General features: G+C 63.2%; 27 protein-coding genes. 10 read left to right on the plus strand and 17 right to left on the minus strand.

Annotated elements, in window-relative coordinates; all coding sequences use genetic code 11:
• Complete coding sequence (locus Q0D44_RS04345) at window positions 1–435, plus strand: response regulator (RefSeq protein ID WP_294132915.1); 435 nt, start codon at window positions 1–3, stop codon at window positions 433–435.
• Here Q0D44_RS04345 and Q0D44_RS04350 read toward each other — a convergent pair.
• Both Q0D44_RS04350 and murA read right to left on the minus strand, forming a co-directional pair.
• Window positions 383–1,909 carry a PAS domain-containing protein gene (locus Q0D44_RS04350; protein WP_294132918.1) on the minus strand — a complete coding sequence of 509 codons (1,527 nt, stop codon included), beginning with the start codon at window positions 1,907–1,909 and terminating at the stop codon, window positions 383–385. The two genes, Q0D44_RS04345 and Q0D44_RS04350, sit on opposite strands and share 53 nt — an antisense overlap.
• Window positions 1,902–3,185, minus strand: coding sequence for a UDP-N-acetylglucosamine 1-carboxyvinyltransferase (gene murA / locus Q0D44_RS04355; RefSeq protein WP_294132922.1), 1,284 nt, complete (start codon window positions 3,183–3,185; stop codon window positions 1,902–1,904). The genes Q0D44_RS04350 and murA overlap by 8 nt, the downstream gene beginning before the upstream one ends.
• 184 nt (window positions 3,186–3,369) lie before the next feature.
• On the opposite strand from murA, the gene Q0D44_RS04360 reads away from it, so the two are divergent.
• Window positions 3,370–4,104 (plus strand): Crp/Fnr family transcriptional regulator, encoded by a 735-nt coding sequence (locus Q0D44_RS04360; protein WP_294132924.1) that lies wholly within the window; start codon window positions 3,370–3,372, stop codon window positions 4,102–4,104.
• Window positions 4,105–4,107: 3 nt separating this feature from the next.
• On the opposite strand, the gene Q0D44_RS04365 is transcribed toward Q0D44_RS04360, so the two are convergent.
• Window positions 4,108–4,371 (minus strand): hypothetical protein, encoded by a 264-nt coding sequence (locus Q0D44_RS04365; RefSeq protein ID WP_294132925.1) that lies wholly within the window; start codon window positions 4,369–4,371, stop codon window positions 4,108–4,110.
• Window positions 4,368–4,934 carry an HNH endonuclease gene (locus Q0D44_RS04370; RefSeq protein ID WP_119744765.1) on the minus strand — a complete coding sequence of 189 codons (567 nt, stop codon included), beginning with the start codon at window positions 4,932–4,934 and terminating at the stop codon, window positions 4,368–4,370. Before Q0D44_RS04370 ends, Q0D44_RS04365 begins: the two co-directional genes overlap by 4 nt.
• Before the next feature lie 94 nt (window positions 4,935–5,028).
• Between Q0D44_RS04370 and gluQRS the strand changes: the two genes are divergently transcribed.
• From gluQRS to Q0D44_RS04390, 4 genes are all read left to right on the plus strand, one after another.
• Complete coding sequence (gene gluQRS / locus Q0D44_RS04375; protein WP_294132936.1) at window positions 5,029–6,024, plus strand: tRNA glutamyl-Q(34) synthetase GluQRS; 996 nt, start codon at window positions 5,029–5,031, stop codon at window positions 6,022–6,024.
• A gap of 9 nt (window positions 6,025–6,033) precedes the next feature.
• Window positions 6,034–6,270, plus strand: a complete 237-nt coding sequence (locus tag Q0D44_RS04380; RefSeq protein WP_294132939.1) for a twin transmembrane helix small protein — start codon at window positions 6,034–6,036, stop codon at window positions 6,268–6,270.
• 4 nt (window positions 6,271–6,274) lie between these two features.
• Window positions 6,275–6,844, plus strand: coding sequence for a cob(I)yrinic acid a,c-diamide adenosyltransferase (locus tag Q0D44_RS04385; RefSeq protein WP_294132942.1), 570 nt, complete (start codon window positions 6,275–6,277; stop codon window positions 6,842–6,844).
• A 125-nt stretch (window positions 6,845–6,969) separates the two neighbouring features.
• Window positions 6,970–7,818 carry a GGDEF domain-containing protein gene (locus Q0D44_RS04390; RefSeq protein ID WP_294132943.1) on the plus strand — a complete coding sequence of 283 codons (849 nt, stop codon included), beginning with the start codon at window positions 6,970–6,972 and terminating at the stop codon, window positions 7,816–7,818.
• 7 nt (window positions 7,819–7,825) lie between these two features.
• Here Q0D44_RS04390 and Q0D44_RS04395 read toward each other — a convergent pair whose 3' ends face one another.
• Together Q0D44_RS04395 and Q0D44_RS04400 are read right to left on the minus strand one after the other, a co-directional pair.
• Window positions 7,826–8,872 (minus strand): DUF1176 domain-containing protein, encoded by a 1,047-nt coding sequence (locus Q0D44_RS04395; protein WP_294132945.1) that lies wholly within the window; start codon window positions 8,870–8,872, stop codon window positions 7,826–7,828.
• A 105-nt stretch (window positions 8,873–8,977) separates the two neighbouring features.
• A complete protein-coding gene (locus Q0D44_RS04400; RefSeq protein ID WP_294132948.1) occupies window positions 8,978–10,303 on the minus strand; it encodes a NupC/NupG family nucleoside CNT transporter in 1,326 nt (441 codons plus the stop codon).
• Between the two features lie 181 nt (window positions 10,304–10,484).
• Between Q0D44_RS04400 and Q0D44_RS04405 the strand changes: the two genes are divergently transcribed.
• Window positions 10,485–11,714 carry an MFS transporter gene (locus Q0D44_RS04405; protein ID WP_294132951.1) on the plus strand — a complete coding sequence of 410 codons (1,230 nt, stop codon included), beginning with the start codon at window positions 10,485–10,487 and terminating at the stop codon, window positions 11,712–11,714.
• Window positions 11,715–11,723: 9 nt separating this feature from the next.
• Here Q0D44_RS04405 and Q0D44_RS04410 read toward each other — a convergent pair whose 3' ends face one another.
• From Q0D44_RS04410 to Q0D44_RS04445, 8 genes are all read right to left on the minus strand, one after another.
• On the minus strand, window positions 11,724–12,197 hold the full coding sequence (locus Q0D44_RS04410; protein WP_294132954.1) for an ArsR family transcriptional regulator: 474 nt from the start codon (window positions 12,195–12,197) through the stop codon (window positions 11,724–11,726).
• Window positions 12,175–12,567, minus strand: a complete 393-nt coding sequence (locus Q0D44_RS04415; RefSeq protein ID WP_294132959.1) for a hypothetical protein — start codon at window positions 12,565–12,567, stop codon at window positions 12,175–12,177. The genes Q0D44_RS04410 and Q0D44_RS04415 overlap by 23 nt, the downstream gene beginning before the upstream one ends.
• Before the next feature lie 90 nt (window positions 12,568–12,657).
• A complete protein-coding gene (locus Q0D44_RS04420) occupies window positions 12,658–13,005 on the minus strand; it encodes a hypothetical protein (protein ID WP_119744786.1) in 348 nt (115 codons plus the stop codon).
• 64 nt (window positions 13,006–13,069) lie between these two features.
• Window positions 13,070–13,561: a helix-turn-helix transcriptional regulator gene (locus Q0D44_RS04425; protein WP_294132963.1), complete on the minus strand. Its 492-nt coding sequence runs from the start codon at window positions 13,559–13,561 to the stop codon at window positions 13,070–13,072.
• Between the two features lie 172 nt (window positions 13,562–13,733).
• Window positions 13,734–13,901, minus strand: coding sequence for a hypothetical protein (locus tag Q0D44_RS04430; RefSeq protein ID WP_294132965.1), 168 nt, complete (start codon window positions 13,899–13,901; stop codon window positions 13,734–13,736).
• A 111-nt stretch (window positions 13,902–14,012) separates the two neighbouring features.
• Window positions 14,013–15,833 (minus strand): translational GTPase TypA, encoded by a 1,821-nt coding sequence (gene typA, locus Q0D44_RS04435; protein WP_294132968.1) that lies wholly within the window; start codon window positions 15,831–15,833, stop codon window positions 14,013–14,015.
• 159 nt (window positions 15,834–15,992) lie between these two features.
• Window positions 15,993–16,220 carry a hypothetical protein gene (locus Q0D44_RS04440; protein ID WP_294132970.1) on the minus strand — a complete coding sequence of 76 codons (228 nt, stop codon included), beginning with the start codon at window positions 16,218–16,220 and terminating at the stop codon, window positions 15,993–15,995.
• Between the two features lie 12 nt (window positions 16,221–16,232).
• Window positions 16,233–17,237, minus strand: coding sequence for a radical SAM/SPASM domain-containing protein (locus Q0D44_RS04445; protein ID WP_294132971.1), 1,005 nt, complete (start codon window positions 17,235–17,237; stop codon window positions 16,233–16,235).
• A 498-nt stretch (window positions 17,238–17,735) separates the two neighbouring features.
• Between Q0D44_RS04445 and Q0D44_RS04450 the strand changes: the two genes are divergently transcribed.
• From Q0D44_RS04450 to Q0D44_RS04460, 3 genes are all read left to right on the plus strand, one after another.
• A complete protein-coding gene (locus Q0D44_RS04450) occupies window positions 17,736–18,959 on the plus strand; it encodes a toxic anion resistance protein (RefSeq protein ID WP_294132972.1) in 1,224 nt (407 codons plus the stop codon).
• A 130-nt stretch (window positions 18,960–19,089) separates the two neighbouring features.
• Window positions 19,090–19,800, plus strand: a complete 711-nt coding sequence (locus Q0D44_RS04455) for a hypothetical protein (RefSeq protein WP_294132975.1) — start codon at window positions 19,090–19,092, stop codon at window positions 19,798–19,800.
• 15 nt (window positions 19,801–19,815) lie between these two features.
• The gene (locus Q0D44_RS04460) at window positions 19,816–19,971 is read left to right on the plus strand and encodes a hypothetical protein (protein WP_006951571.1); all 156 of its coding nucleotides are present in this window, start codon (window positions 19,816–19,818) and stop codon (window positions 19,969–19,971) included.
• 121 nt (window positions 19,972–20,092) lie between these two features.
• Here Q0D44_RS04460 and Q0D44_RS04465 read toward each other — a convergent pair whose 3' ends face one another.
• From Q0D44_RS04465 to prfB, 3 genes are all read right to left on the minus strand, one after another.
• On the minus strand, window positions 20,093–20,401 hold the full coding sequence (locus Q0D44_RS04465) for a PilZ domain-containing protein (RefSeq protein ID WP_294132981.1): 309 nt from the start codon (window positions 20,399–20,401) through the stop codon (window positions 20,093–20,095).
• Window positions 20,402–20,475: 74 nt separating this feature from the next.
• A complete protein-coding gene (locus tag Q0D44_RS04470) occupies window positions 20,476–21,210 on the minus strand; it encodes a methyltransferase domain-containing protein (RefSeq protein ID WP_294132984.1) in 735 nt (244 codons plus the stop codon).
• Window positions 21,210–22,337: a peptide chain release factor 2 gene (gene prfB, locus Q0D44_RS04475; protein ID WP_119744800.1), complete on the minus strand. Its 1,128-nt coding sequence runs from the start codon at window positions 22,335–22,337 to the stop codon at window positions 21,210–21,212. Before prfB ends, Q0D44_RS04470 begins: the two co-directional genes overlap by 1 nt.
• Between the last annotated feature and the right edge of the window lie 62 nt (window positions 22,338–22,399).

Genomic DNA, 22,399 nt, shown 5'->3' on the forward strand with positions numbered 1-22,399 from the left:
ATGAGTAAGAAAGTATTGATAGTGGAGGACGAGATTTTCGTCGCTCTGGAAATTGAACAGATTGTCGAGGAGACGGGATTCGACGTCAGCGCGATTGCCGCTGACCGCGAGGCTGCGCTGGCGTGCGCCGAATCCTGCGACATTGCGCTGGTCGACCTGAACCTGCGCGATGGGCCGACCGGGCCGACAATCGGCATGGAACTCGCCAGACGCTATGGCATTCGCGTCATCTATGTCACTGCCAACCCTTCGCAGATTGGCGCGGCTTCGGTCGCGGCGCTGGGTGTCATCACCAAGCCATTTCGCGCGCAGAGCATTTCCGCCGCGCTACAATTGGCGGCGGAGGATGAACCTGAATTGCACGCCGCCGATATTGCGGGCTTTATTCCTTTCCTGCCGTCCGGCTCATCGAGCGGGCTGGAATCCAGAGGCTGAGTTTCAGTCCGTCGGCGGACCAGTCCCGCACGATACGCCCGCCCAGTTGCCGCTCTACGCTGAGCGTGATGAGACGGCTGCCAAAGCCATCGGAATGGGCGGTCTGCACCACAGGACCGCCCTGTTCACGCCAGTCGATACGGACGTCCGGGCCTTCGCGGGTGATATGAAGGGCAATCCTGCCCTCCGGCGTCGATAGCGCGCCATATTTGGCGGCATTGGTCGCAAGCTCGTGGAACAGCAAGGCCAGCGGAGTCGCCGAGCGATCGTCAATCGCAACATTGTCGCCCGACAGCGCAATGCGCGAGCCGTCCTGCGCTTTATAGGGCGCGAAAATCTGTTCCAATATGCCCCAGAGCAGTCCCTGCCCGTGGCCGACCTGCGGCGCGGATTCCGCGCTGTGGGGCCGCACGAAATCATGGGCGCGGCCCAGCGCCAGGATGCGATCGCGCAGATCGTCCGCGACGTCGCTGATTTCCGGGTGCTGGCGCGCCGACAGGCCGATGAGGCCTGCGATCACTGAAAAGATATTCTTGATCCGGTGGGATAGTTCGTGCGCGATCATCTCGCGCTCTTCCATCATCAATTTCTGTTCGTGAATTTCGGTGCAGGTGCCGATCCAGCGAAGGATATTGCCGGCGCCGTCGCGGATCGGCAGGGCGCGGCCCAGCGTCCAGCGATAATCCCCGCTATGGTGGCGCAGGCGATATTCAATCTCATAAGGCTCGCCTGTTTCCAGCGAGTTGCGCCAGCGGCCCCAGGCGCGCTCCTGATCGTCGGGATGAAACATATCGTTCCATCCTTCGCCATCAGTCGATCCTTCCGGGACACCGGTATATTCATACCAGCGCGCGTTATAATAATCATGATAGCCGTCGGGCAGGGTCGACCAGACCATTTGCGGCATAGTGTCGGCCAGCGTGCGGAACATGCGGTCGCTGTCGGCAATGGCAGCGGCGTCTTGACGTTGGCGGGCGATGACGTCGCGATCGCGGCGACGCCCCTCCAGTTCGACCATCACCTGCCGCGCCAGCAGGGTCAGCCCCTGCCGCTGTATCGGGGTCAGATCGGCGCGCGGCTGCGTATCGATGACACATAGCGCGCCCAGTGGCACGCCCGCGCCATCGACCAGCGGCGCGCCTGCATAGAATCGGATATGTGGCGGGCCGGTGACCAGGGGGTTGTCGGCAAAGCGCGGATCATTGACCGCATCGGGCACAACGAAAATATCGTCCCCCAGCATCGCCAGCGCACAGAAGGACACGTCGCGCGGGGTCTCTTCAGCGTCAAGGCCAGTGCGGGCGAGGAAGCGCTGGCGCGCCTCTTCCACAATGCTGACAAGCGCAATGGGTGCATCGCACAGGGTGGAGGCGAAAGCGGTAATCTCGTCCAGATGACGAAAACCGCCGGCATCCAGATCATAGAGCGCCAGGAGCGCCCTGCGATCCGTTTCCAGACCGATACCGTCAGCCATCGCTGGCCCGCTCGATATCGGCACCAACGGCGGAGAGTTTTTCCTCCAGCCGTTCATAACCGCGATCGAGATGATAGACGCGATTGACCTGGGTTTCGCCTTCGGCAGCCAGGCCGGCCAGGATGAGGCTCATCGAGGCGCGCAGGTCGGTCGCCATCACCGGCGCGCCGACCAGCTTGTCAACGCCGCGCACGACGGCGGTGCGGCCGTTGACGGCGATGTCCGCACCCATGCGCGCCAATTCAGGCACATGCATGTAGCGATTTTCGAAGATGGTTTCGGTCAGCACCGATGCGCCGTCCGCCATGGTCAGCATCGCCATGAATTGCGCCTGCATATCGGTCGGGAAGGCCGGGAAAGGCGCGGTCGAGAGGGTCAGCGGCTTCAATTTGCCGTCGGAGGAGACGCGGATGCCATCCTTGTGGACGTCGACCTGCACGCCAGCGTCGCGCAGCGCGGCGATGATCGCGTGCATATCTTCGCCATTGGCGCCGATCAGGTCGAGCGACCCGCCGGTGATGGCCGCAGCGCAGGCATAGCTGCCCGCTTCGATCCGGTCGGGCATGACGCGATAGGTCGCGCCGTGGAGCCGCTCACGACCGTGGATGATGAGCTTGTCGGTGCCGACGCCTTCAATGTCCGCGCCCATGGCCTGCAACAGGCGGCAGAGATCGACGATTTCGGGTTCGCGCGCGGCATTTTCCAGGATGCAGGTGCCCTTGGCCAGAACTGCGGCCATCAGCGCATTTTCGGTCGCGCCGACCGAGACCACCGGGAAGGTGTAGATGCCACCGGGCAGGCCGCCATCAGGCAGGCTGGCGCGGACATAGCCTGCGGCGATCTCGATAATCGCGCCAAAGGCTTCGAGCGCCTTCAAATGCAGGTCGATCGGGCGATTGCCGATGGCGCAGCCGCCCGGCAGCGACACCCGCGCTTCGCCCGCGCGGGCCAGCAAGGGGCCAAGCACCAGAATCGACGCGCGCATCTTGCGCACGATGTCATAGGGGGCTTCGGTCGAGGTGACGCGCCCGGCCCGCATCGTCATGACCCGGCCGAAATCCTCCGGCCTTGCCCCCTCGATCATGGTCGATACGCCCAGCTGGTTGAGCAGATGACCGAAACTGTCGACGTCGGCGAGGCGCGGCAGGTTGCGCAGCGTCACCGGCTCGTCAGTCAGCAAGGCGCAGGGCAGCAGCGTCAACGCTGCATTTTTCGCGCCGGAGATGGGAAGGCGGCCATTGAGCGCTTTGCCGCCGCGGATGATGATGCGGTCCATTGGTCAGGGTTAATAGCGGCAAACGCGCGCCGTGCAAGGCGGGCAGCGGGCGATTTGTCGCGCCGGATTGTAACAGCCGAAACAAATGCTGTGATCTTGATCGAGTTTAGTGCGGCCAACCAAAATGCAGCCAAAAGGCGCGTGGGGCGTTTTGCCATCGTAACGAGAATTTTTAAGAGGTTTATTGGTGGCAACAAGTTGTTTCGCAGAAAGGCTGGCCAAGCATGTGCCGCTGTCCGACGCGGAAAAGTCGGCCCTTGCTCGGCTGGAAGAAAATCCACGCAAGGTAAAGCGTGGCGCAATGATCCAGCGGGTCAATGATACCGTGACCGAATTGTTTGTGCTGCGCGAAGGCCGGGTGATGAGCTTTGTCATCCTGCCCGATGGCAGCCGCCAAATCCTGCGCGTCTATTTCCCCGGCGACTTTATCGGGTCGGCCAGCACCATTTACAGCAAGGCGCCCGAATCGCTGGTCGCGCTGACCGATGTGGTGGTGTGCCCGTTCGACAAGCACGCGCTGCGGCGATTGCTGGAGGAATATCCGCGCGTTGCGGCTTTGCTGTTCCTGCTGTCCAATGCGGAGCGGGTGGCGATGACCGACCGGCTGGCGTCGCTGGGTCGCACATCAGCCAAGGCGCGGGTGGCGTCCTTCCTGCTCGATATGTTCGACCGGCTGCGGGTGACCGACGACGGCGTCATCGACAGTTTCGACCTGAAGCTGACGCAGGAAGAGATTGGCGATTCGATCGGCCTGACATCGGTGCATGTGAACCGCATGATCCGCCAGATGGAGCAGGAAGGGTTGATCAGCCGCTCCAACGGGCGGATTACCCTGCACCAGATGGCGCGGCTGGAAGAAATCGGCCATTATACCAACCGGCACAAGGATATGGATCTGGACTGGTTGCCGGTTGGGTGAGGGCTATTTGCGCGCGTTCGCTGGTTCCGGCGCGAAGCAGCGGGTGCAGCGACGCCAGCAGGTGAGGCCGGGCATGGCGGCGGCGGGCTGAAGGCCGGGTTTGGGATAGAGGCCAGTCAGGATGGCGGGTGACACCCCCTCCGGCGCGGCGGCGCTATGGCACATCAGGCAGTTGCGGACATATTTGGCGCGGGTCAGGCCGGAATGATCCTCCTGCGCGGCGAGGGGTGCAGGCGTCAGAAGCAGCAGCGCCAGCGCCAGCCTCACGCCAGCAACTCGACGTCCCAATAAAGCCAGTCGTGCCAGCTTTCGTGCAGATAGCCGGGCGGGAAAGCGCGGCCATGTTCCTGCAAATGCCAGCTGGTCGGGCGGATCGGCTGGACGTGGAGCTGCATCCCCGCCTGCTTGGGGGTGCGCCCGCCCTTTTTGAGGTTGCAGGGGGAACAGGCCGTCGCGACATTTTCCCATGTGGTGCGGCCACCGGCGCGGCGCGGGACGACATGGTCGAAGGTCAGGTCGCTGGTGCTGCCGCAATATTGGCAGCTGAACTTGTCGCGCAGGAACAGGTTGAAGCGGGTGAAAGCGGGATGTTCGGACGGCTTCACATAATGTTTGAGCGCGATGACCGAGGGGATTTTCATGTCCAGGCTGGGGCTATGCACCTGCCGCGCATAGGAGGCGATGATATCGACCCGGTCGAGAAAGACCGCCTTGATCGCGGTCTGCCACGGCCACAGGCTCAGCGGATAATAGCTGAGCGGCGTGTAATCAGCGTTCAAAACCAGTGCCGGACAATTCTCCGGGTGCCGTATAAGGTCGGGATGGTACATAGAAAGCCTCTACCCCCTTGCCGACGCTGCTGATCCATCAGCAACATGACATCCGCATGACAGCATCAACCAATATCGCCCGTCAAGAGCCTGTATGACATCATCCGTCGCACCACAGCATATGGTGACCCGCTTTGCCCCCAGCCCCACCGGGCGGCTGCATGTCGGCCACGCCTGGTCGGCGCTGCTGGCGCATGACATGGCGCGGGCGGCGGGCGGCGCATTCCGGCTGCGGATCGAGGATATTGACGGCACCCGCAGCCGGGCGGAGCATGTTGCGGGTATCATGGAGGATTTGGCCTGGCTGGGGATGGGCTGGGACGGCGAGGTCGTGTTCCAGTCGCAGCGACTGGCGCAGTATGACGCGGCGCTGGCGCGGTTGCGCGGCATGGGGCTGCTTTATCCCTGTTTCTGCACGCGGGCCGATATTGCCGCCAGCGCCAGCGCGCCGCATGGGCCGGATGGGGCGGTGTATCCGGGTACGTGCCGGGGGTTGAGCGAGGCGGAACGGGTAAGGCGGATCAGCGCGGGGGCGGCTCATGCATGGCGGATCGATATGGGGCAGGCGGTGGCGCGGGTTGGGATGGTGGAATGGCGGGCATCACCCTTCCCCTTCAGGGGAGGGGACGGGGATGGGGGCTTACCCCAGGCGCTTTGCCAAGACGATAGCCCCCACCCCAACCCTTCAAACGAGTCGCGTGCCTCGTTTGAACCTGAAGGGGAGGGGCTAAATCACGCCCATCCTCTCCTCCATGGCGATGTGGTGCTGGCGCGCAAGGATGCGCCGGCGAGTTATCATCTGTCCTGCACGCTGGACGATGCGGCGATGGGGGTGAGCCATGTGTTGCGCGGCGACGATCTGCTGGGCGCAACCGATGTGCATCGGTTGTTGCAGGCGCTGCTGGGTCTCCCCTCCCCTGCCTATATCCATCACCCGTTGCTGGTGGACGCGGATGGCAAGCGGCTGGCCAAGCGGAGCGGGTCGATTGCGCTGGCGGATTTGCGGGCGCAGGGCATGGACCCGGCGGCGCTGGTCGCTGACCTAAGGGACAGGCGCTTTCCGGTTGGCATCAGGCTGGCAAGCGCCTAGAACCATATTATGAATACGGTCCTTGTCATCGCCCTCGTCCTTGCCATGGCCGCAACCCTGTTTGCGCTGATCCGTGGCATCATCAGCTTCCTTCAGGTCACGAAGGAAGAACTGAACGCACCTGAAGGCAGCGGTCCCGGCCCCTCGCGGCTGAAGCAAAACAAGATGATGCTGAACCGCGTGCTGTTTCAGGCCGGTGCGATCATCATCGTTGCCATCATGCTGCTCGCCAAGGGTAATAGCTGACCCGATGGTCAAGCTGAACAAGATCTACACCCGCACCGGGGACGCGGGGACGACCGGTCTTGTCGATGGATCGCGCCTGCCCAAGCACGCGCCGCGGATGCAGGCGGTGGGCGATGTCGATGAAGCGAACAGTGCCATCGGCCTGGCCATCATCGCGATGGGTAATAGGCCCGAAGCCGCGTGGCTGACGACGATCCAGAATGATCTGTTCGATCTGGGCGCGGATCTCGCGACGCCGATCCCCGATGGGGCGGACGAGCCATGGGCGCTGCGGATCATAGCAACCCAGGTGAAGCGGCTGGAGGATCAGATCGATGCGATGAATGCCGATCTCGCCCCGCTCGACAGCTTCATCCTGCCCGGTGGATCACCTGCCGCTGCTGCCATTCATCTGGCGCGGGCGATCACGCGGCGGGCGGAACGCAGCGCGACGGCAGCGGCGGTCGAGGTTGCGCTCAACCCGCAGGCATTGGCCTATCTCAACCGGCTGTCCGACCTGCTGTTCGTGCTGGCGCGGCGGGTGAATGATAATGGCGCGGGCGATGTCAAATGGGTGCCGGGTGCGTCGCGCTGATCGCGCCGCCATCTGACTCAGCTACGGCACGGCTCGTCCCGCTTGGCAAAATTAACCCTGTTTCTTTGGAATCCGTTTAGCCCGCCCACCGACTTTGCGGTCCATTCGCAATTACGGGGCTGTCCATGCATTTCTATCTCGCGACATCTTTCATCTTCCCGCGTTCGCTGCGCCTGCGTCTTTTTACGCTCTGCTTCATTGCCACCCATTTGCCGCTGCTGGGCTATAGCAGTTGGGGGCTGGCGACCGGGCGGATCGCGCTGACCGAATTTATCCTGCTGACGCTGATGACGCTCTTCGGCACGGCAATCGCCCTCATTGGCATCGGCGCGCTGCTCAATCCCATTCATGCGCTGGCGGAAACGCTGAACCGCAAGGCGGAGACCGCGCCGCCTGAAATGGGCGATGTGATCCAGACGCTCTATGCCGGGGTGCATCGCGCCGCCAGCACAGCGCGCGCGCAGATCGACGACCTGCAGGTCGCAGCGCATGAAGATCCGCTGACCGGCATTGCCAACCGGCGCGGCTTTCTGGCGCAGATCGATGCCCTGTCCAAGGACCAGCGCCGGGGGTGTGTCGCCATCATCGACATCGACCATTTCAAGCAGGTGAACGATCAGCTGGGCCATGATGAGGGCGACCGGGTGCTGGCCGCCTTCGCCGATCGCCTGTCCGCGCAGTTGCGCCGCGTCGACAAGGTCGCACGCTGGGGTGGCGAGGAGTTTGTGATCTTCTTCCATGGCGCGGCGGAGGATGAAGCCTGCTGGTCGCTGGCGCGGATCGCCAGCCAGATGCGGCAGGAACCGATCGGCCGGATTCATGGTCGCCCGATCAGCTTTTCCGCCGGGGTGTGCCGCTGGGCCGGGGACGCGGTGGATGGCGCGATCGCTGCGGCGGACACGGCGCTCTATGAGGCCAAGCAATCGGGACGCGACCGGATTTGTCGGGCTGCGGCGGCGGTGCAGATGGTGTGAGGAGAGGCTATTCGACGACGCGGGCGGTCCAGGTGGTGATCCAGTGCCAGGCGCCGCGACATTCGCCCATGCTGGTCGCTTCGATCAGGCGGAAGCGCTGGCCATCCCAGACATAGGCTTCGCTGCCGCCGCAATCGCCCAGCCCCCTCCCCTTGGCGAAACTGTCCAGCCGGGATTTTTCCGGGGTCCAGCCGACATTGACGAGCATCGGGTGGCCCGCTTCCTCGCTCCAGCCGGGCTTATAGTCGAAGGCGGCGAAGCGGAAGGCGCGGCGCCCCGGAACGCCTGTGGCGATGACCGGCACGGACGAGAAATTATAGGCGCCCGATCCACAGGGAACGAGGATGAGCGTTTCGGTCTTGGACAGGCGTTGCAGGTCCGGGGTCTGATCGCTGCGCATGTCGTCGGTGCAGCCGGTATATTTGCTGAGCGCGGTCAGTTCCTCGCGCCACAGGGCGGCGGGCGCGGGACCGGCAGGGATGAGGGCGCGGCGAATGGTGGGGACGACGGGCGCGGGCTTTACCGCTGTCGCGCCAAGCGCGCCGGTCGCGACCAAAGCAGTGGTGGTGCCGGCCCGGCCCTGCCGCGCGTCCATATAGCGCAGCGCCGCGCCTGCACCGGCGAGCGAGGGGCGGCCAAGCGGTTTCGCGCCCGCGCGCACGTCCATGGTGGAGCCGCGCGCCATGGCGATGGCGAGGGCCGAGGCCTGCGGTCCCCGGATCGTCGCTTCGCCGTCGCGGGCGATAGCGCTAGCGATCTTGCGGCCATCGACGGACAGGGTGATGTCGGCCTGGCCCTTGCCCTCGCGGCTGATCCAGACTTCGGCCTGGGCATCGGGTCCTGCGGCGCGGGCGATGCCAATCATCAGTGGAATGTCGGGCAGGTCGCCGCCTTCGGGGAGCAACGCGACCGCCTCGCACCGGTTGCGATTGTCGCAGCCGATGGTCCAGTCCTTATAGGTCTCTAGCCCTCCCGGCTTTGGCGCCTGCGCCATGGCCGTAGCCGATCCCAGCGTGACCGCCAGCGCAGCCGCGAAAAGTCTGTTTGCCCCCATGGGTTTAACCATAATGGATTTGCGGGGAGAGGGATAGAGTCTCGTTACGTGGCCGTATTGGACGGTGGAGAGGTGGTTGGGCGCTGTGTTTTTCCGCGCAATGCGTCAGCGCAGGCTGAGCATCAGGCCGGCCAGCGCGGCGCTCATGAGGTTGGCGAGGCTGCCGGCGACCAGTGCCTTGAGGCCGAGCTTGGCGATCATCGGGCGCTGGTTGGGGGCGAGGTTGCCGGTCACCGCCATCTGGATCGCGATCGAGCTGAAATTGGCGAAGCCACATAGCGCGAAGGTGACGATGGCGATGCTGGCGGGGGATAGCGTCCCCTGCACCTGCCCCAGATTGATATAGGCAACAAATTCATTCAGCACGACCTTGGTGCCGAACAGGCCGCCTGCGACCTGCGCTTCTTCCCATGGGATGTTGAGCAGATACATGACCGGCGAAAAGACATAGCCCAGCAGTTGCTGGAAGCTGAGCGTGGGATAACCGAACACGCCGCCGATGCCGCCCAATATGCCGTTCGCCAGCGCCACCAGCGCGACGAAGGCCAGCACCATCGCGCCGACCGCGACGGCGAGCTTCACGCCGGTCTGCGCGCCTTGCGCGGCGGCCATGATCAGGTTGGCAGGCTTTTCCTCGTCATGGCTGGCGACCGGCATGGGTTCGCCCGGCGTGCCTTCGGGCAACAGCGCGGCTGGCCCCGCCCCGCTGATCCGCGCTTCGGGCAGGTGAATGTCGGGATCGTCACCCAGCGGCAATTCGCCCTGCACCGGCAGGCGCGTGTCGGGCATCATGATCTTGGCCATCAGCAGCCCGCCGGGCGCAGCCATGAAGCTGGCGGCGAGGAGATAGTCGATCTTGATCCCCATCGAGGCATAGGCGGCAAGGATGGTGCCCGCGACCCCGGCCATGCCACTGGTCATCACGGTGAACAGCTGCGGCGGGGTGAGACCCGCCAGATAGGGGCGGATGACGAGCGGGCTTTCGCTTTGCCCCACGAAGATGTTGGCAGCGGCGCACAGGCTTTCGACCTTCGACACGCCCGTCACCGCCTCGATCGCGCCGCCGACCCAGCGGACGATGAACTGCATCACCCCCAGATAATAGAGGATCGACACCAGGCTGGCGAAGAAGATGATGACCGGCAGCGCGGCGATGGCAAAGCTGGCCCCGCCGATTTCAGGACTGGCGAGGGGTCCGAAGATGAAATTAGTGCCCGCCTGCGCATAGCCGAGCAGATTGGACACGCCTTTCGACATGCCCGCAATGACCGCGCGCCCGGCGGGGACATAGAGAACCAGCAGGGCAATGCCCGCCTGCAACAGGAAGGCCGCGCCCACGACCCGCAGCCGGATGGCGCGGCGATCGGACGACAGGGCAATGGCGATGGCAAGGATGAGCAAGATGCCCGCAAGACCGATGAGAAGATGCATGAAGGGCTTTCACGGGGAGGATGTTACGCGCGACTATATGAGCGGCGTGCGGGCATGGCGAGTCTGAGTTTAGGGATGCGTGATATGCCCGGTCACTGTCACAATATAAATGAGATACTCTCGCTTTTCTGATCGGACGCGCTAGGCTGGGCGCAAGACAGAATCGGGTGAGGAGAGCGGGATGACGCAGGCGGGGGCTTTGACGGCCGGGGCGGAGTGGCGGCGGTCGCCGGTGCTGCCGATCGCGGCGGGGCTGGGCTATGCCACCAGCGTCATCCATATTTACGGGCTTGGCCCCTATATCGAGCCGATCAGCCAGTCTTTCGGCTGGTCGCGGACGCAGACCACCATTGGCCTAACGCTGGCGACGTTGGTGCAGGCGCTGTTTTCCGTGCCGATCGGGCTGATGGTCGACCGGCAGGGGCCACGGCTGTTCGGGCTGGTGGGCGTACTGCTGACCTGTGGCGCCTTTGCAATGCTGGGGACGGCGAGTGGCGACAAGACGCAATGGCTGATGCTGTGGAGCCTGCTGGCGCTGGCGACGCTGCCTGTGCAGGCGACGGTGTGGACGAGTGCGGTGGCGACCCGCTTTGCCGCGTCGCGCGGGCTGGCCTTTGCCGTGACCCTGTGCGGCGCATCGCTGGCCGCCGCGCTGTTTCCATTGCTGGGTAGCTGGCTGATCGGGCGATATGGCTGGCAAACAGCCGCGCCGATCCAGGCGGCGATCTGGGTGGGAATCGCCTTCCCGATGATCTTCCTCTTCTTTCGCGGCGCGCATGACCGGCGCGGCAAGGCGGCGGTGGCAGAGCGTCCAGTGCTGACCGGGGTGACATTGGGCGAAGGGTTGCGATCGTCCATCTATCACCGGCTGCTGCTGGCCAGCCTGCTCTTCACCTTCACGATCATCGCGCTGGTGGTGCATTTCGTGCCGATCCTGACCGACCGGGGGGCGGACCGGATGGCGGCGGCGGGGGTGGCGGCGCTGGTTGGGCTGTTTTCCGTCATCGGGCGGCTGGCGACCGGGCTGCTGCTTGACCGGTTTCGCGCGTCATTGGTGGGGGCGACCGTGTTCCTGCTGCCCGCGATCGGATGCCTGTTGCTGCTGACGGGCGGCGACAGCTGGATGGCGCAGGCGGCAGCGGCGGCGATGGTCGGGCTAACCCTCGGCGCGGAAGTGGACGTGATCGTCTATCTGACCACCCAGCATTTCGGCCTCAAAACCTTTGGCGGGCTTTATGGCGGGCTGTTGATGGCGCTGTCGGTCGGCACTGCGACCGGGCCGCTGGGCGCATCGGCGCTCTTCGATGCGACGGGGGGCTATGGCCCGTTCTTGTGGCTGACCATCGCGCTGATGGCCGGGAGCAGTGTGACGCTGGCCAGCCTGCCCCGCCCGGCGTTCGCGCGGAGCTGACCAGCAAGCTCAGGCGTCTGCCACAAAAGCGAGCGAGAACCAGGAGGACATGGCATCGACCGCCAGCGGCGAGAGGCAGATCGCGCGACGGCGGCGGCTGTTGGGGGATGTTTGATGCTCGTCCAGCAGGCCGCGCCGTTCCAGCACACCGACCTGGCCGACGATGACACTCATCGACAGGCGCGATTTTTCGCTCAGTTGCTCCAGCGTCAGCGCCCGCCCCTCCAGCCCCGCCTGATAAAGGAGGAGCAGCATGTCCCAGGCAGGATCGCTGAACAGATTTTGGCCGAGCAGGGTGGCACGCGCCCGCCGCGCTTCGATATAACGCGCGAGCGTGGCGAGCTGACCCCCGCCATCGCCATCCAGAACCGCCGCATCCTCCTGCCGCGCATGAACATTGCTGAGGCAGCGTTGCAGCGCGACGATGAGGTCGGCCGCTTCCTGGCTGGGGACAATGCTCTCAGGCGGGATATGCGCGGTCATGGAGCGACTTTCGATCAAGTTCGATGCCAATGATGGTGAAGAGCATCAGGGGAATGATCCAGACCGTGTTCAGCCCTTCGTAGATGCGGTCGGAAAAACTCTGGAGCAGCAGCGTCGCCACATGGGACAGCACCGTCATCAGCTGGCAGGCGGAGACCCAGACCGGCCAGTAACGGTGGCTTTGCAGCATCAACCACAGCATCGCGGCAAAAGTGCACAAATCGACCGTCATCAGCCAATATTGCGTCGCCTGCCACGATCCGGCGAGTTGGGCGGGAATGGTGAACAGCACCGCTGCCACCGAGATGACGACGAAGCGTCGCCCGTCCCGCCCGCCAAACGCCAGCGCAAAAGCGCAGGTTAAAAGCATCAGAAGCCAAAAAGAAGCCGCCAGCATTTGATCACCGGTTGAGAGGGGGGAGAAATCAAACGTGTACCCAATGCCGACGGCTCCACCTGGTCAGGCGACCAGGGTCAGGTGGCGCTGCACATCGTCCTGCACGGGCGCGTCCATCCCCAACGGGCATCCAAAGGCCGTGACGGCATGTTGGCTCTGTTCGATACAGCGGGTCAGCAGCGCTGTCGCGCGGATCATGTCGCTGCGCCCTTCGATAATCTTGGTCGCGCTTTCATGGATGCGCAGGATGATGCGCTGGCTTTCAGCGGCGGTGAGGCCGGAATCCTGGGCAGCGGTGAGAAAGGCGGTGGTCAGCTGCGCGGTGTCGACAAGCGCGACGTCCAGCGCGGCAAAAGCCTGCTTGGTCTGATCGGCGACGGCCTGGGTCTTTGCGGGATCAAGATTAAGCACAAGTCATCTCCTTCGCACGACGCCATGCAGGCGGTGCGTTGTCAGCGTGGCAATGTAGGAAGGATCAGGCCAGCGCCTTGAAAGCCCCGGCAATAAGCAGCAACAGAGTGACGACACCAACGCCGGTCAGAACGGCGGCGCGGATCATCGCCAATATGCGGCCATCGAAACTCAGTTCATTGATCGATCCCCCTAGCGGCGGGCCGAAGGCGAGGATGCGGCGCAGGAGCGTTTTGCGTTCCATCTGCTCATCCGGCCTATCCGGCTGAGCGATGGATGACGCAGGAGAGGCATCGGACGCAAGCCGCTGCGTTTGATGTATCAAAGGCTGATATGTGCCACTTTGGGCCTGTGGTTGATCGAACGAAACGAACAGGCGCGCGGCTTCCTTGCGGGACGGCACGCCGAACTTGCGCAAACTGGTGCGGACGCGCTGATCCACCGTATGCTCCGAGACGTGGAGCTGCCGCGCGATTTCCTTGGAATTGAAGCCCTGCGACACCAGCCGCAGGCACTGCTTTTCCCCCTCGCTCAAGGCTGGCAGGGTATCCGCCACTCCATCGCTCCTCCTGCATGGACTCTTTGCCTAAGAACGAACCAAAGGCGTAAAAAGGCCCAGCCAACGCATATCACACCGTCAAGGTTGCGATTCGGTTTGCGTTGCGTCCTAAAGTGACACGACAGGGTGTTGATATGCAACGTAGTTACGTAGGTAGCGGCCACGACGGTCAGGCAGTGGGCTTGCCGTCCTGTTTTGCCTTGTGCGCGGCCAGCAGGGCGTCGATCTCGACGATGCGCTGGCGCTGGACCGTGTCCTTGGCCAGCCCCTTGAGGCGACATTCGGCCCACAGGGCGCGACGCTCGGAGGTCAGGGCTTTGAGATAGAGGTCGGCCATGGGTCTGTCCTTGGAATGGGAAAAGGGCGGGAGCGTTGTGACGCCCCTGCCCCTCCACCACCGACTACGTCGGCGGTCCCCCTCCCCAGGCAAGCCTGGGGAGGAATTATTTTAGGCCGCTTTCGAGCGGCTCATGCGCTTGCGCTCGTTCGGGTCGAGGTAACGCTTGCGCAGACGAATCGTCTTGGGCGTGACTTCGACCAGTTCATCGTCATCGATATAGGCGATGGCCTGTTCCAGCGTCAGCTTCCATGGCGGGGTCAGGCGAACGGCGTCGTCCTTGCCGCTGGCGCGGAAGTTGGTCAGCGCCTTGGACTTCATGGGGTTGACTTCCAGATCGTCGGGCTTGGCATTTTCGCCGATGATCATGCCTTCATAGAGCGCTTCGCCCACGCCCACCATCAGGATGCCGCGTTCTTCGAGCGGACCCAGCGCATAGGCATTGGCTTCGCCCGCGCCGTTGGAGATCAGGACGCCATTCTTGCGGCCTTCGATCTTGCCCTTGTGGGGGCCATATTTCTCGAACAGGCGGTTCATGATGCCGGTGCCGCGCGTGTCGGACAGGAATTCGCCATGATAGCCGATCAGGCCGCGCGAGGGGGCGGAGAAGGTGATGCGGGTCTTGCCGCCGCCCGACGGGCGCATGTCGGTCATTTCCGCCTTGCGCAGGTTCATCTTTTCGACAACCGTGCCGGAAAATTCATCATCGACGTCGATCATGACGGTTTCATAAGGCTCGGTCTTGTTGCCGTCCTCATCCTCACCGAACAGCACGCGCGGGCGGCTGATCGACAGCTCGAAACCTTCGCGGCGCATGGTTTCGATGAGGACACCCAGCTGAAGCTCACCGCGACCGGCGACTTCGAAGCTGTCCTTGTCGGCGCTTTCAGTGACCTTAACGGCCACGTTCGATTCGGCTTCGCGGGCCAGACGATCGCGGATCATGCGGCTCGTCACCTTGGTGCCTTCGCGGCCAGCCATCGGCGAATCATTCACGGCAAAGCGCATCGAGAGGGTTGGCGGATCGATCGGCTGGGCCTGGATCGGCACGGTGACCGACGTGTCGCAGATGGTGTTGGCGACGGTCGCGACCGCCAGACCGGCGAGTGAGATGATGTCGCCAGCCTTGGCTTCATCGACAGGCACGCGATCGAGGCCATGGAACGCCATGATCTTGGACGCGCGGCCGGTTTCGATGACCTTGCCATCCATGTCGAGCGCGTGGATCGCCTGGTTGACCTTCACCGAACCGCTGGTCACGCGACCGGTGAGGATGCGACCCAGGAAATTGTCACGATCAAGCAGCGTTACCAGGAAGGTGAAAGGCACGCCATCGACTTCCACGGCGGGCGCAGGCACATGATCGACGATCTTCTGGAACAGCGGCTTCAACGTACCCGAACGCAGCGTGGGATCTTCATTGGCATAGCCGTTGCGGCCCGACGCGTAGAGGACGGGGAAGTCGAGCTGCTCGTCGGTCGCGTCGAGCGACACGAACAGGTCGAACACTTCGTCCAGCACTTCCTGAATACGCTCGTCGGGACGGTCGACCTTGTTGACGACGACGATGGGACGCAGGCCCAGCGCCAGCGCCTTGCCGGTCACGAACTTGGTCTGCGGCATCGCGCCTTCCGACGAATCGACCAGCAGGACGACGCCATCGACCATCGAGAGAATGCGCTCGACTTCGCCACCAAAGTCGGCGTGACCGGGCGTGTCGACGATGTTGATGCGGGTGCCTTCCCACTCGACCGAGGTCGGCTTGGCCAGGATGGTGATGCCGCGCTCTTTTTCAAGGTCGTTGCTGTCCATCGCGCGCTCTTCGACGCGCTGATTGTCGCGGAAGGTGCCGGACTGGCGGAAAAGCTGATCGACGAGGGTGGTTTTGCCGTGATCGACGTGCGCGATGATCGCGATATTACGCAGGGACATGTCTTGCCTTTGGGATATGGGCTCCCCTGGCCGACACGAGGTCACACAGAGGCTTCGGGCGCGCCCCTACAGGAATTGATGCGCCGCGGCAAGGCTTGGGGGTTTGGCGTTGGGGGAAGTGATGCGGGGAGCGGGCGGCCGTCCCGCTCCCGCGCCGGATCAATGATTGATGGTGATGATGTTCGTCGACGCAACACTGCCGTCGAACCACGCCTTGCCGTCCGTCAGATCAAGATGCAGGCCCAGATCCTTGATCGCGGTGGCATCGTCAATATCGACGCCCTGTTCCTTGAGCAGACCCAGAAAGCTGTTCATGAAGCGCACGCGCGCCGCAGGACTGGCTTGCAACTTGGTCGTCAGAGTAGCTCTTGCCGTACCCATATCCATATTCCTCTCTGTTCAGCTGCAGTGTTCGAGCATGTTTCCGAAGAAGGCTGCAGCGCGTTCCTTCCCCAAAACCCCTTCGACCCGGTCCATTGTTTTGATGATTTCCTGCGTGCGGTAGGTTTCAAACACGGCCTGCACGCGGGCGGCGATCTGCGGTTTGCGAAGCACCGCATGGCATGTGCTGCACGCACCGGGATAATCCTCGAACTTCGGCATGTCGGCATGGAGCGCCGGATCGAGCCGTTCGATGATGTCGTAAAATTGCGGAAATCCCTCCCGCTTGATCACGCGCAGCAAAAGCGACGCCTCGATTCGCGCGCGGATCAGCGCCAATGGCTCGGTAAATGCATTGCCCATGACCAGGCCCGGCGTCGCCCGGTTGAAGGTCGAACAGCAGGGATAGGTCTTGCCATCCCAGAATATGACAATGTCATGATGGACGCGCCGGTAGCAGGTTTTGACCTTCGGCCCCGTCAGCGCGGCATAATCGACATCCCATTTGGTTGCCCGGCCGGTCTTGGCCACGATCTTGTCGATCAGATGGACGTTGGGGACATCGACCAATTCCGGTACGAATTCGCGCAACGTGCCGCCGGGCGTGTCAAAGGTGCCGACGATGTAAACCGGAATGTCGTGTGCCGCGCAGGCATGGGCGGCCCGCGTCACCGCGTCCGGCGTGACGAATTCGGCGTGGGACGGGTCGCAACTGATGTTCATCCGGCGCAGGCCGCACGCCGCCATGCGCGCCGCCAAATCCCGTGCTTCCTCCCCGCTTTCGCCCCAGTAGCCCGAACTCGCCACCGTGAAGGGCAAGCCGTGCAGCGCGCAACGGTCGATCATCGCCAGGAAATCGTCGCGATGCACCATGGGTTCGCCGCCGGTGAAGCCGACCGATGAAAAATGCTCGATGGCCGCGGCCTGGTCGATCAGGCTTAACGCCTGGTCGATCGGCATCCGTTCGCTACGACCGGGATGACAGCCATAACAACAGAAATCGCATGACAAAGGACATGTCATCGTCGTGTTGAGGACAAGAACATCCTTCTCAAGAATGGCGGACCATTCTCTCAAATCTTCATATTCTGACAAAACCCTATCCTCCCCGACGAATATACGCGAAGATCAATCTGTTATGACGATTTTGGATTTTTTATGGAGCGACCACCGCCAGTATGTCGGCGACTCGAATATTAGCAGTATGGTCCTATGCCATCAATTTTAATGATAACTGTATTTGTATTAACCATAATTAACTGAACGAATATTGTCAGTCATGTTGACGTTTTGATCGTCAAGATGGTGCCAAATCAGCGCGTTAACCGATGATAGCCGCGCAGGATTTTTTCGTCCGGCCATCGCCGTGAGCGACAAAGCACCAAAGGAGCGCTGACCTGGCTTTTTGGTTCCGATGTCCCGATCCATTTGCATCGGGCGCGGGGCCGCGCCATATTTCGGGCCTGTTCCGCATTGAAGATGCAGTGTTATAGTCGCATATAACAGCCGCAAGGAGATAGCATGGCCAGCACCGCGCCCACCACGACCGCAACATCCTCCGGCGATCCGTTCAGCCTGACCCCGCCCGACCCGGTGCCGGTCGTCAGCGCCGAGAGGGCCGCCGGGCTGGTGCCGATCGACGAAGGCAAAAAGTCCAAGCTGGACGAGAAGGTCGATGCCTTCATCGACGATCTGGTGGCGCAGGACGCCAATTCGCCGGCATTTGGCGCGCGGGTCGATCAGCTGACCAATATGGGGCGCAAGGAAATTGCCGAGGCAGCGGGCCACTCCAACCGCTTCCTCGACCGGCCCGTGCGGGCGATGGACAGCGACAGCAAGGTCGGCGCGGACCTGGCCGAACTGCGCCGCATGGTCGAGGATCTGGACCCCGGCAAGCGCGGCAGCCTGACCAGCCGCAAAAAGCTGTTCGGGATCATCCCCTTCGGCAACAAGATGCGCGACTATTTCGACGGCTATAAGAGCGCGCAGAGCCATATCAATTCCATCCTGGGATCGCTGGCAAGCGGCAAGGACACGCTGATCAAGGATAATGCCGCGATCGATGTCGAGCGGCAGAATATGTGGGCGACGATGGGTCGTCTGGAACAGATGATCCATATCAGCAAGACGATGGACGCGCGGCTGGAGGCCAAGGCGCTGGAGCTGGATTCGACCGACCCGACCAAGGCGAAGGCGATCCGCGAGAGCGCGCTGTTCTACATTCGCCAGCGCACGCAGGATTTGCTGACCCAGATGGCAGTAACGGTGCAAGGTTATCTGGCGCTCGATCTGGTGAAGAAGAACAATGTCGAGCTGGTCAAGGGCGTGGACCGCGCCTCCACCACCACGGTCGCGGCGCTGCGCACGGCGGTGACGGTGGCGCAGGCGCTGGTCGGGCAAAGGCTGGTGCTGGAGCAGATCACCGCGCTCAACACCACGACCGCGAACATGATCGATTCGACCGGCGAATTGCTGAAAAGCCAGACCGCGCAGATTCACGAGCAGGCCGCGTCGAGCACGATCCCGATCGAGACGTTGCAGCGCGCGTTCCAGAACATCTACGACACGATGGACAATATCGACAGCTTCAAGCTGAAAGCGCTGGAGAATATGAAAACCACGGTGACCACGCTGTCGAACGAGGTCGAAAAGTCCAAGGGCTATATCGCGCGGGCCGAAGGACAGGCGCAGGCGTCGAAGGAAGCGCGGGCGGACAATCCCCTGCTGAGCGCGATCGAGGGGTGATTAGCACTTTATCATCCGTTCGCCCTGAGCGAAGTCGAAGGGGTCGGCCGAGCGCAGCGAGGTGCCTTCGCCTCCGCTCAGGCAAAGGCTTCGACTTCGCTCAGCCCGAACGGTTTAGGGGCATTAAGCAATGAGCCGTTCCGATCGTGTCCTGGCCGATGCCGAGGCGGTGCTGCGGCGTCATAGCGAGCGCGGGCAGAGCCTGACCGCGCGGGCGCGGCAGCGGCGTAATGCAGGGCTGATCCGCAAGGTCAAATATGCCCTCTGGGCTGTGCTGGCGGTGATATTGGGCAGCGCGGTCGCGGGCTTTGTCGTGCCGCTGGGGACGACCGGCATCATGATCGCGCTGGGGGTGATGATCGCGGCTTTGCTGCTGATCGGCCTGCTGCCGACGGAAACCCGCGTGCGGACCGACGCGCTGGCGGAAACGCCGCTTACCGCCCTGCCGCTCCAGACAGAAATCTGGCTGGAAAATCAGCGCAAGGCACTGCCAGCCCCGGCGGTGACGCTGGTGGACAGTATCGGCGTGAAGCTGGAGATATTGGCGCCGCAGCTGGAGCGGCTGGGACCACAGGACCCTGCCGCGCTGGAGGTGCGCAAGCTGCTGGCCGACCATCTGCCCGAACTGGTGACCGGCTATCAGTCGATCCCGCAGCCGTTGCGGCGGGAAGAACGCAATGGCCGGGTGCCGGAAAAGCAGCTGGTCGAGGGGCTGGCCGTGATCGACGCGGAAATCGGGCGGATGAGCGAGAATCTGGCCAGTGGCGATCTGGACAAGCTGGCGACGCAGAACCGCTTTCTGGAGTTGAAATATCAGGAGGCGAAGGAATTGGGGCAATAGCCCCGTCCTTCCTGAATGATCCACCTCACCCTCATCATCGTCGATTTTCTGACCGGGCTACTGGCGGCGGGCGCATGGGCACTGGCGTCTGCGGGCGGGGCGATCGCGGCGGTGGTCGGCGGCGGGGTGCTGGGCGTATCGCTGTTCCGGCGCTGGCGGCGCAAGGGTTAGAGCCTGATGACTTCAGGTTGAAACCCCAACCTCCGTTCGTTTCGAGCGAAGTCGAGAAACGGTCGCGCGCGGTTTCTCGACTTCGCTCGAAACGAACGGGTCAAGGTAAAGTGATCACGCTCTAGCCCCCGCGCACGACCTGCTGCACTATGGCGTCGGACAGGGCTATGTCGAAATGCAGCCCAAAGCGTTTGGCCCGGACCCACACGACATGGGCCATGGCGGCAATCCCTTCCGCCTCTATCCTGACGCGATCACCCGCTTGCGGGGGATGATCGCAATGGGCGAGCGCCCCCGTTGTCGACAGGTCCAATATATGCGCGCGCAGCGGCATACCGCGCAGGCGCAACACCACCGGCTCGAACATCTTGTGCCGCGCGGCGATGCGCGGTTTAGGCCCGGACGGGGCGAGCGAACCATGATCGGTCATGAAGGGAACCTCCCCGACATCTGTATATTGCAACGGCAAACAACAGCCAATCACCAGACAGGATCAGGGCCGTGTTAACCCTGATTTTCACTGCGGAAGGTGCAAGGGACGATGCTAGCCGGGTCTGGTCGCGCGGCGATGCGGCGGAAGCGGGCGAGATAGCCGCCTGCGGTCGGCTTGGGGATGACCTCTTCCAGACGGAAGCCCATCGCCGCCAGTTCGCAGGCGAGCAGGCGCGGCGGCGTGCCATGCTGCTCGGTCGGCCTGTTGGCATCGACCACGATCAGCTCGCCATCCTTTTTCAACGCGGGGCTGAGGTGCCAGAGGAAAGCGTATGGCTCGGCAATCTCATGATACATATGGACCATCAATATGCGGTCGAAACTGTTGACCGGCAGGCGCGGATCTTCCGGCGCACCCAGCTTGACGCTGACATTGTCCAGTTTTTCGCGGGTGATGCGGCGGGACAACGCCTCGATCACTTCGGGCATGATATCCTCGGCCAATACTCGCCCGCTTTTGCCGACGCGGGTGGCGAGGCGGACGGTATAATAGCCCTCGCCCGCGCCAATGTCCGCCACGGTCATGCCGGGAAGGATACCGGCGCGGTCCATGATATCCTCCGCCTCATTCACCCGGTCGCGCGCCTCCTCGCTCGACCAGCGGGTCGATACGATCGGGGCGACAGGGCGATCGGCCAGCGGGAATGGCGAGGCGGCGGGCGCGCGCTCCGCTTCGTTACCGGGCGACAGGCGATCGCAGGCGGCCAGCAAGGCAAGCACGCCCGCCAGAGCCACCCGCCATGGCATCAGTCGACATCCTCGACATCGACGCTTTCGCCGGTGACCTTCTGGCTCAAGGCGGCGGCCATGAACGGATCGAGCGCGCCGTCCAGCACATCGTCGGGCGCAGTCGAGGTGACGCCGGTGCGCAGATCCTTCACCAGCTGATAGGGTTGCAGCACATAGGAACGGATCTGGTGGCCCCAGCCAATCTCGGTCTTGGCCGCATATTCGCCTGCGGTCACGGCTTCGCGCTTGGCCAGTTCCGCTTCGTAGAGCCGCGCCTTGAGCATGTTCATCGCGGTGGCGCGGTTCTTGTGCTGCGACCGGTCATTCTGCGACGCGACGATGATGCCCGACGGAACGTGAGTGATGCGGACGGCCGAATCGGTCGTATTGACGTGCTGTCCACCTGCGCCGGACGCGCGATAGGTGTCGATCTTGAGGTCGCTTTCCTTGACCTCGATATCGATATCATCGTCGATCACCGGATAGACCCAGACCGACGAGAAGCTGGTATGGCGACGCGCGGCGCTGTCATAGGGGCTGATGCGGACCAAGCGATGGACGCCGCTTTCGGTCTTGGCATAGCCATAGGCATTTTCGCCCTTGATCAGGAAGGTGGCGGACTTGATGCCTGCCTGATCGCCCGCCTGATAATCGACCAGTTCGACCTTATAGCCGCGCCGTTCGGCCCAGCGGCGATACATGCGGCTGAGGATTTCGGCCCAGTCCTGGCTCTCCGTGCCGCCAGCCCCGGCGTGAATTTCCAGATAGGTGTCGCTGCCATCGGCCTCGCCTGACAGCAGCGCCTTGATCTTGTCCTCGTCCGCGCGGTCGGCCAGCGCCTTCAGGGCGGCAATGGCTTCGGACACCATCTCCTCGTCACCCTCGGCCTCTGCCATTTCGATGAGTTCGGCGGTGTCGGACTTTTCCGAGGCGATCGCGCGGGTCGCGCCGATGGCGCTGTCCAGCCGGGTCCGCTCCCGCATGACCTCCTGCGCCAGCTTCGCATTGTCCCATAGCGTGGGGTCCTCGACGCGCGCGTTCAGCTCGTCAAGGCGGCGCAGCGCGCGGTCCCAGTCGAGCGACTGGCGCAGCAGGGCCAGCGCGGCGTCGATGCGATCAATATATTGCAGCGCTTCGGCGCGCATGGGAGGTCTCCAAAAACTCGGCCCGAAAGAGAAGGCTCTCTAGCCGTTCGCCCTGTTTCCAC

This window comes from Sphingobium sp., from assembly GCA_023266575.1.
Taxonomy (GTDB): domain Bacteria; phylum Pseudomonadota; class Alphaproteobacteria; order Sphingomonadales; family Sphingomonadaceae; genus Sphingobium.

Bases quoted from the DNA above. Each gene is read 5' to 3' on its own strand.
- Q0D44_RS04345 (WP_294132915.1), top strand. From the start codon at position 1: ATGAGTAAGAAAGTATTGATAGTGGAGGACGAGATTTTCGTCGCTCTG.
- Q0D44_RS04350 (WP_294132918.1), bottom strand. From the start codon at position 1,909: ATGGCTGACGGTATCGGTCTGGAAACGGATCGCAGGGCGCTCCTGGCG.
- murA (WP_294132922.1), bottom strand. From the start codon at position 3,185: ATGGACCGCATCATCATCCGCGGCGGCAAAGCGCTCAATGGCCGCCTT.
- Q0D44_RS04370 (WP_119744765.1), bottom strand. From the start codon at position 4,934: ATGTACCATCCCGACCTTATACGGCACCCGGAGAATTGTCCGGCACTG.
- gluQRS (WP_294132936.1), top strand. From the start codon at position 5,029: ATGACATCATCCGTCGCACCACAGCATATGGTGACCCGCTTTGCCCCC.
- Q0D44_RS04380 (WP_294132939.1), top strand. From the start codon at position 6,034: ATGAATACGGTCCTTGTCATCGCCCTCGTCCTTGCCATGGCCGCAACC.
- Q0D44_RS04385 (WP_294132942.1), top strand. From the start codon at position 6,275: ATGGTCAAGCTGAACAAGATCTACACCCGCACCGGGGACGCGGGGACG.
- Q0D44_RS04390 (WP_294132943.1), top strand. From the start codon at position 6,970: ATGCATTTCTATCTCGCGACATCTTTCATCTTCCCGCGTTCGCTGCGC.
- Q0D44_RS04395 (WP_294132945.1), bottom strand. From the start codon at position 8,872: ATGGGGGCAAACAGACTTTTCGCGGCTGCGCTGGCGGTCACGCTGGGA.
- Q0D44_RS04400 (WP_294132948.1), bottom strand. From the start codon at position 10,303: ATGCATCTTCTCATCGGTCTTGCGGGCATCTTGCTCATCCTTGCCATC.
- Q0D44_RS04405 (WP_294132951.1), top strand. From the start codon at position 10,485: ATGACGCAGGCGGGGGCTTTGACGGCCGGGGCGGAGTGGCGGCGGTCG.
- Q0D44_RS04410 (WP_294132954.1), bottom strand. From the start codon at position 12,197: ATGACCGCGCATATCCCGCCTGAGAGCATTGTCCCCAGCCAGGAAGCG.
- Q0D44_RS04415 (WP_294132959.1), bottom strand. From the start codon at position 12,567: ATGCTTTTAACCTGCGCTTTTGCGCTGGCGTTTGGCGGGCGGGACGGG.
- Q0D44_RS04430 (WP_294132965.1), bottom strand. From the start codon at position 13,901: ATGGCCGACCTCTATCTCAAAGCCCTGACCTCCGAGCGTCGCGCCCTG.
- typA (WP_294132968.1), bottom strand. From the start codon at position 15,833: ATGTCCCTGCGTAATATCGCGATCATCGCGCACGTCGATCACGGCAAA.
- Q0D44_RS04440 (WP_294132970.1), bottom strand. From the start codon at position 16,220: ATGGATATGGGTACGGCAAGAGCTACTCTGACGACCAAGTTGCAAGCC.
- Q0D44_RS04445 (WP_294132971.1), bottom strand. From the start codon at position 17,237: ATGACATGTCCTTTGTCATGCGATTTCTGTTGTTATGGCTGTCATCCC.
- Q0D44_RS04450 (WP_294132972.1), top strand. From the start codon at position 17,736: ATGGCCAGCACCGCGCCCACCACGACCGCAACATCCTCCGGCGATCCG.
- Q0D44_RS04455 (WP_294132975.1), top strand. From the start codon at position 19,090: ATGAGCCGTTCCGATCGTGTCCTGGCCGATGCCGAGGCGGTGCTGCGG.
- Q0D44_RS04460 (WP_006951571.1), top strand. From the start codon at position 19,816: ATGATCCACCTCACCCTCATCATCGTCGATTTTCTGACCGGGCTACTG.
- Q0D44_RS04465 (WP_294132981.1), bottom strand. From the start codon at position 20,401: ATGACCGATCATGGTTCGCTCGCCCCGTCCGGGCCTAAACCGCGCATC.
- Q0D44_RS04470 (WP_294132984.1), bottom strand. From the start codon at position 21,210: ATGCCATGGCGGGTGGCTCTGGCGGGCGTGCTTGCCTTGCTGGCCGCC.
- prfB (WP_119744800.1), bottom strand. From the start codon at position 22,337: ATGCGCGCCGAAGCGCTGCAATATATTGATCGCATCGACGCCGCGCTG.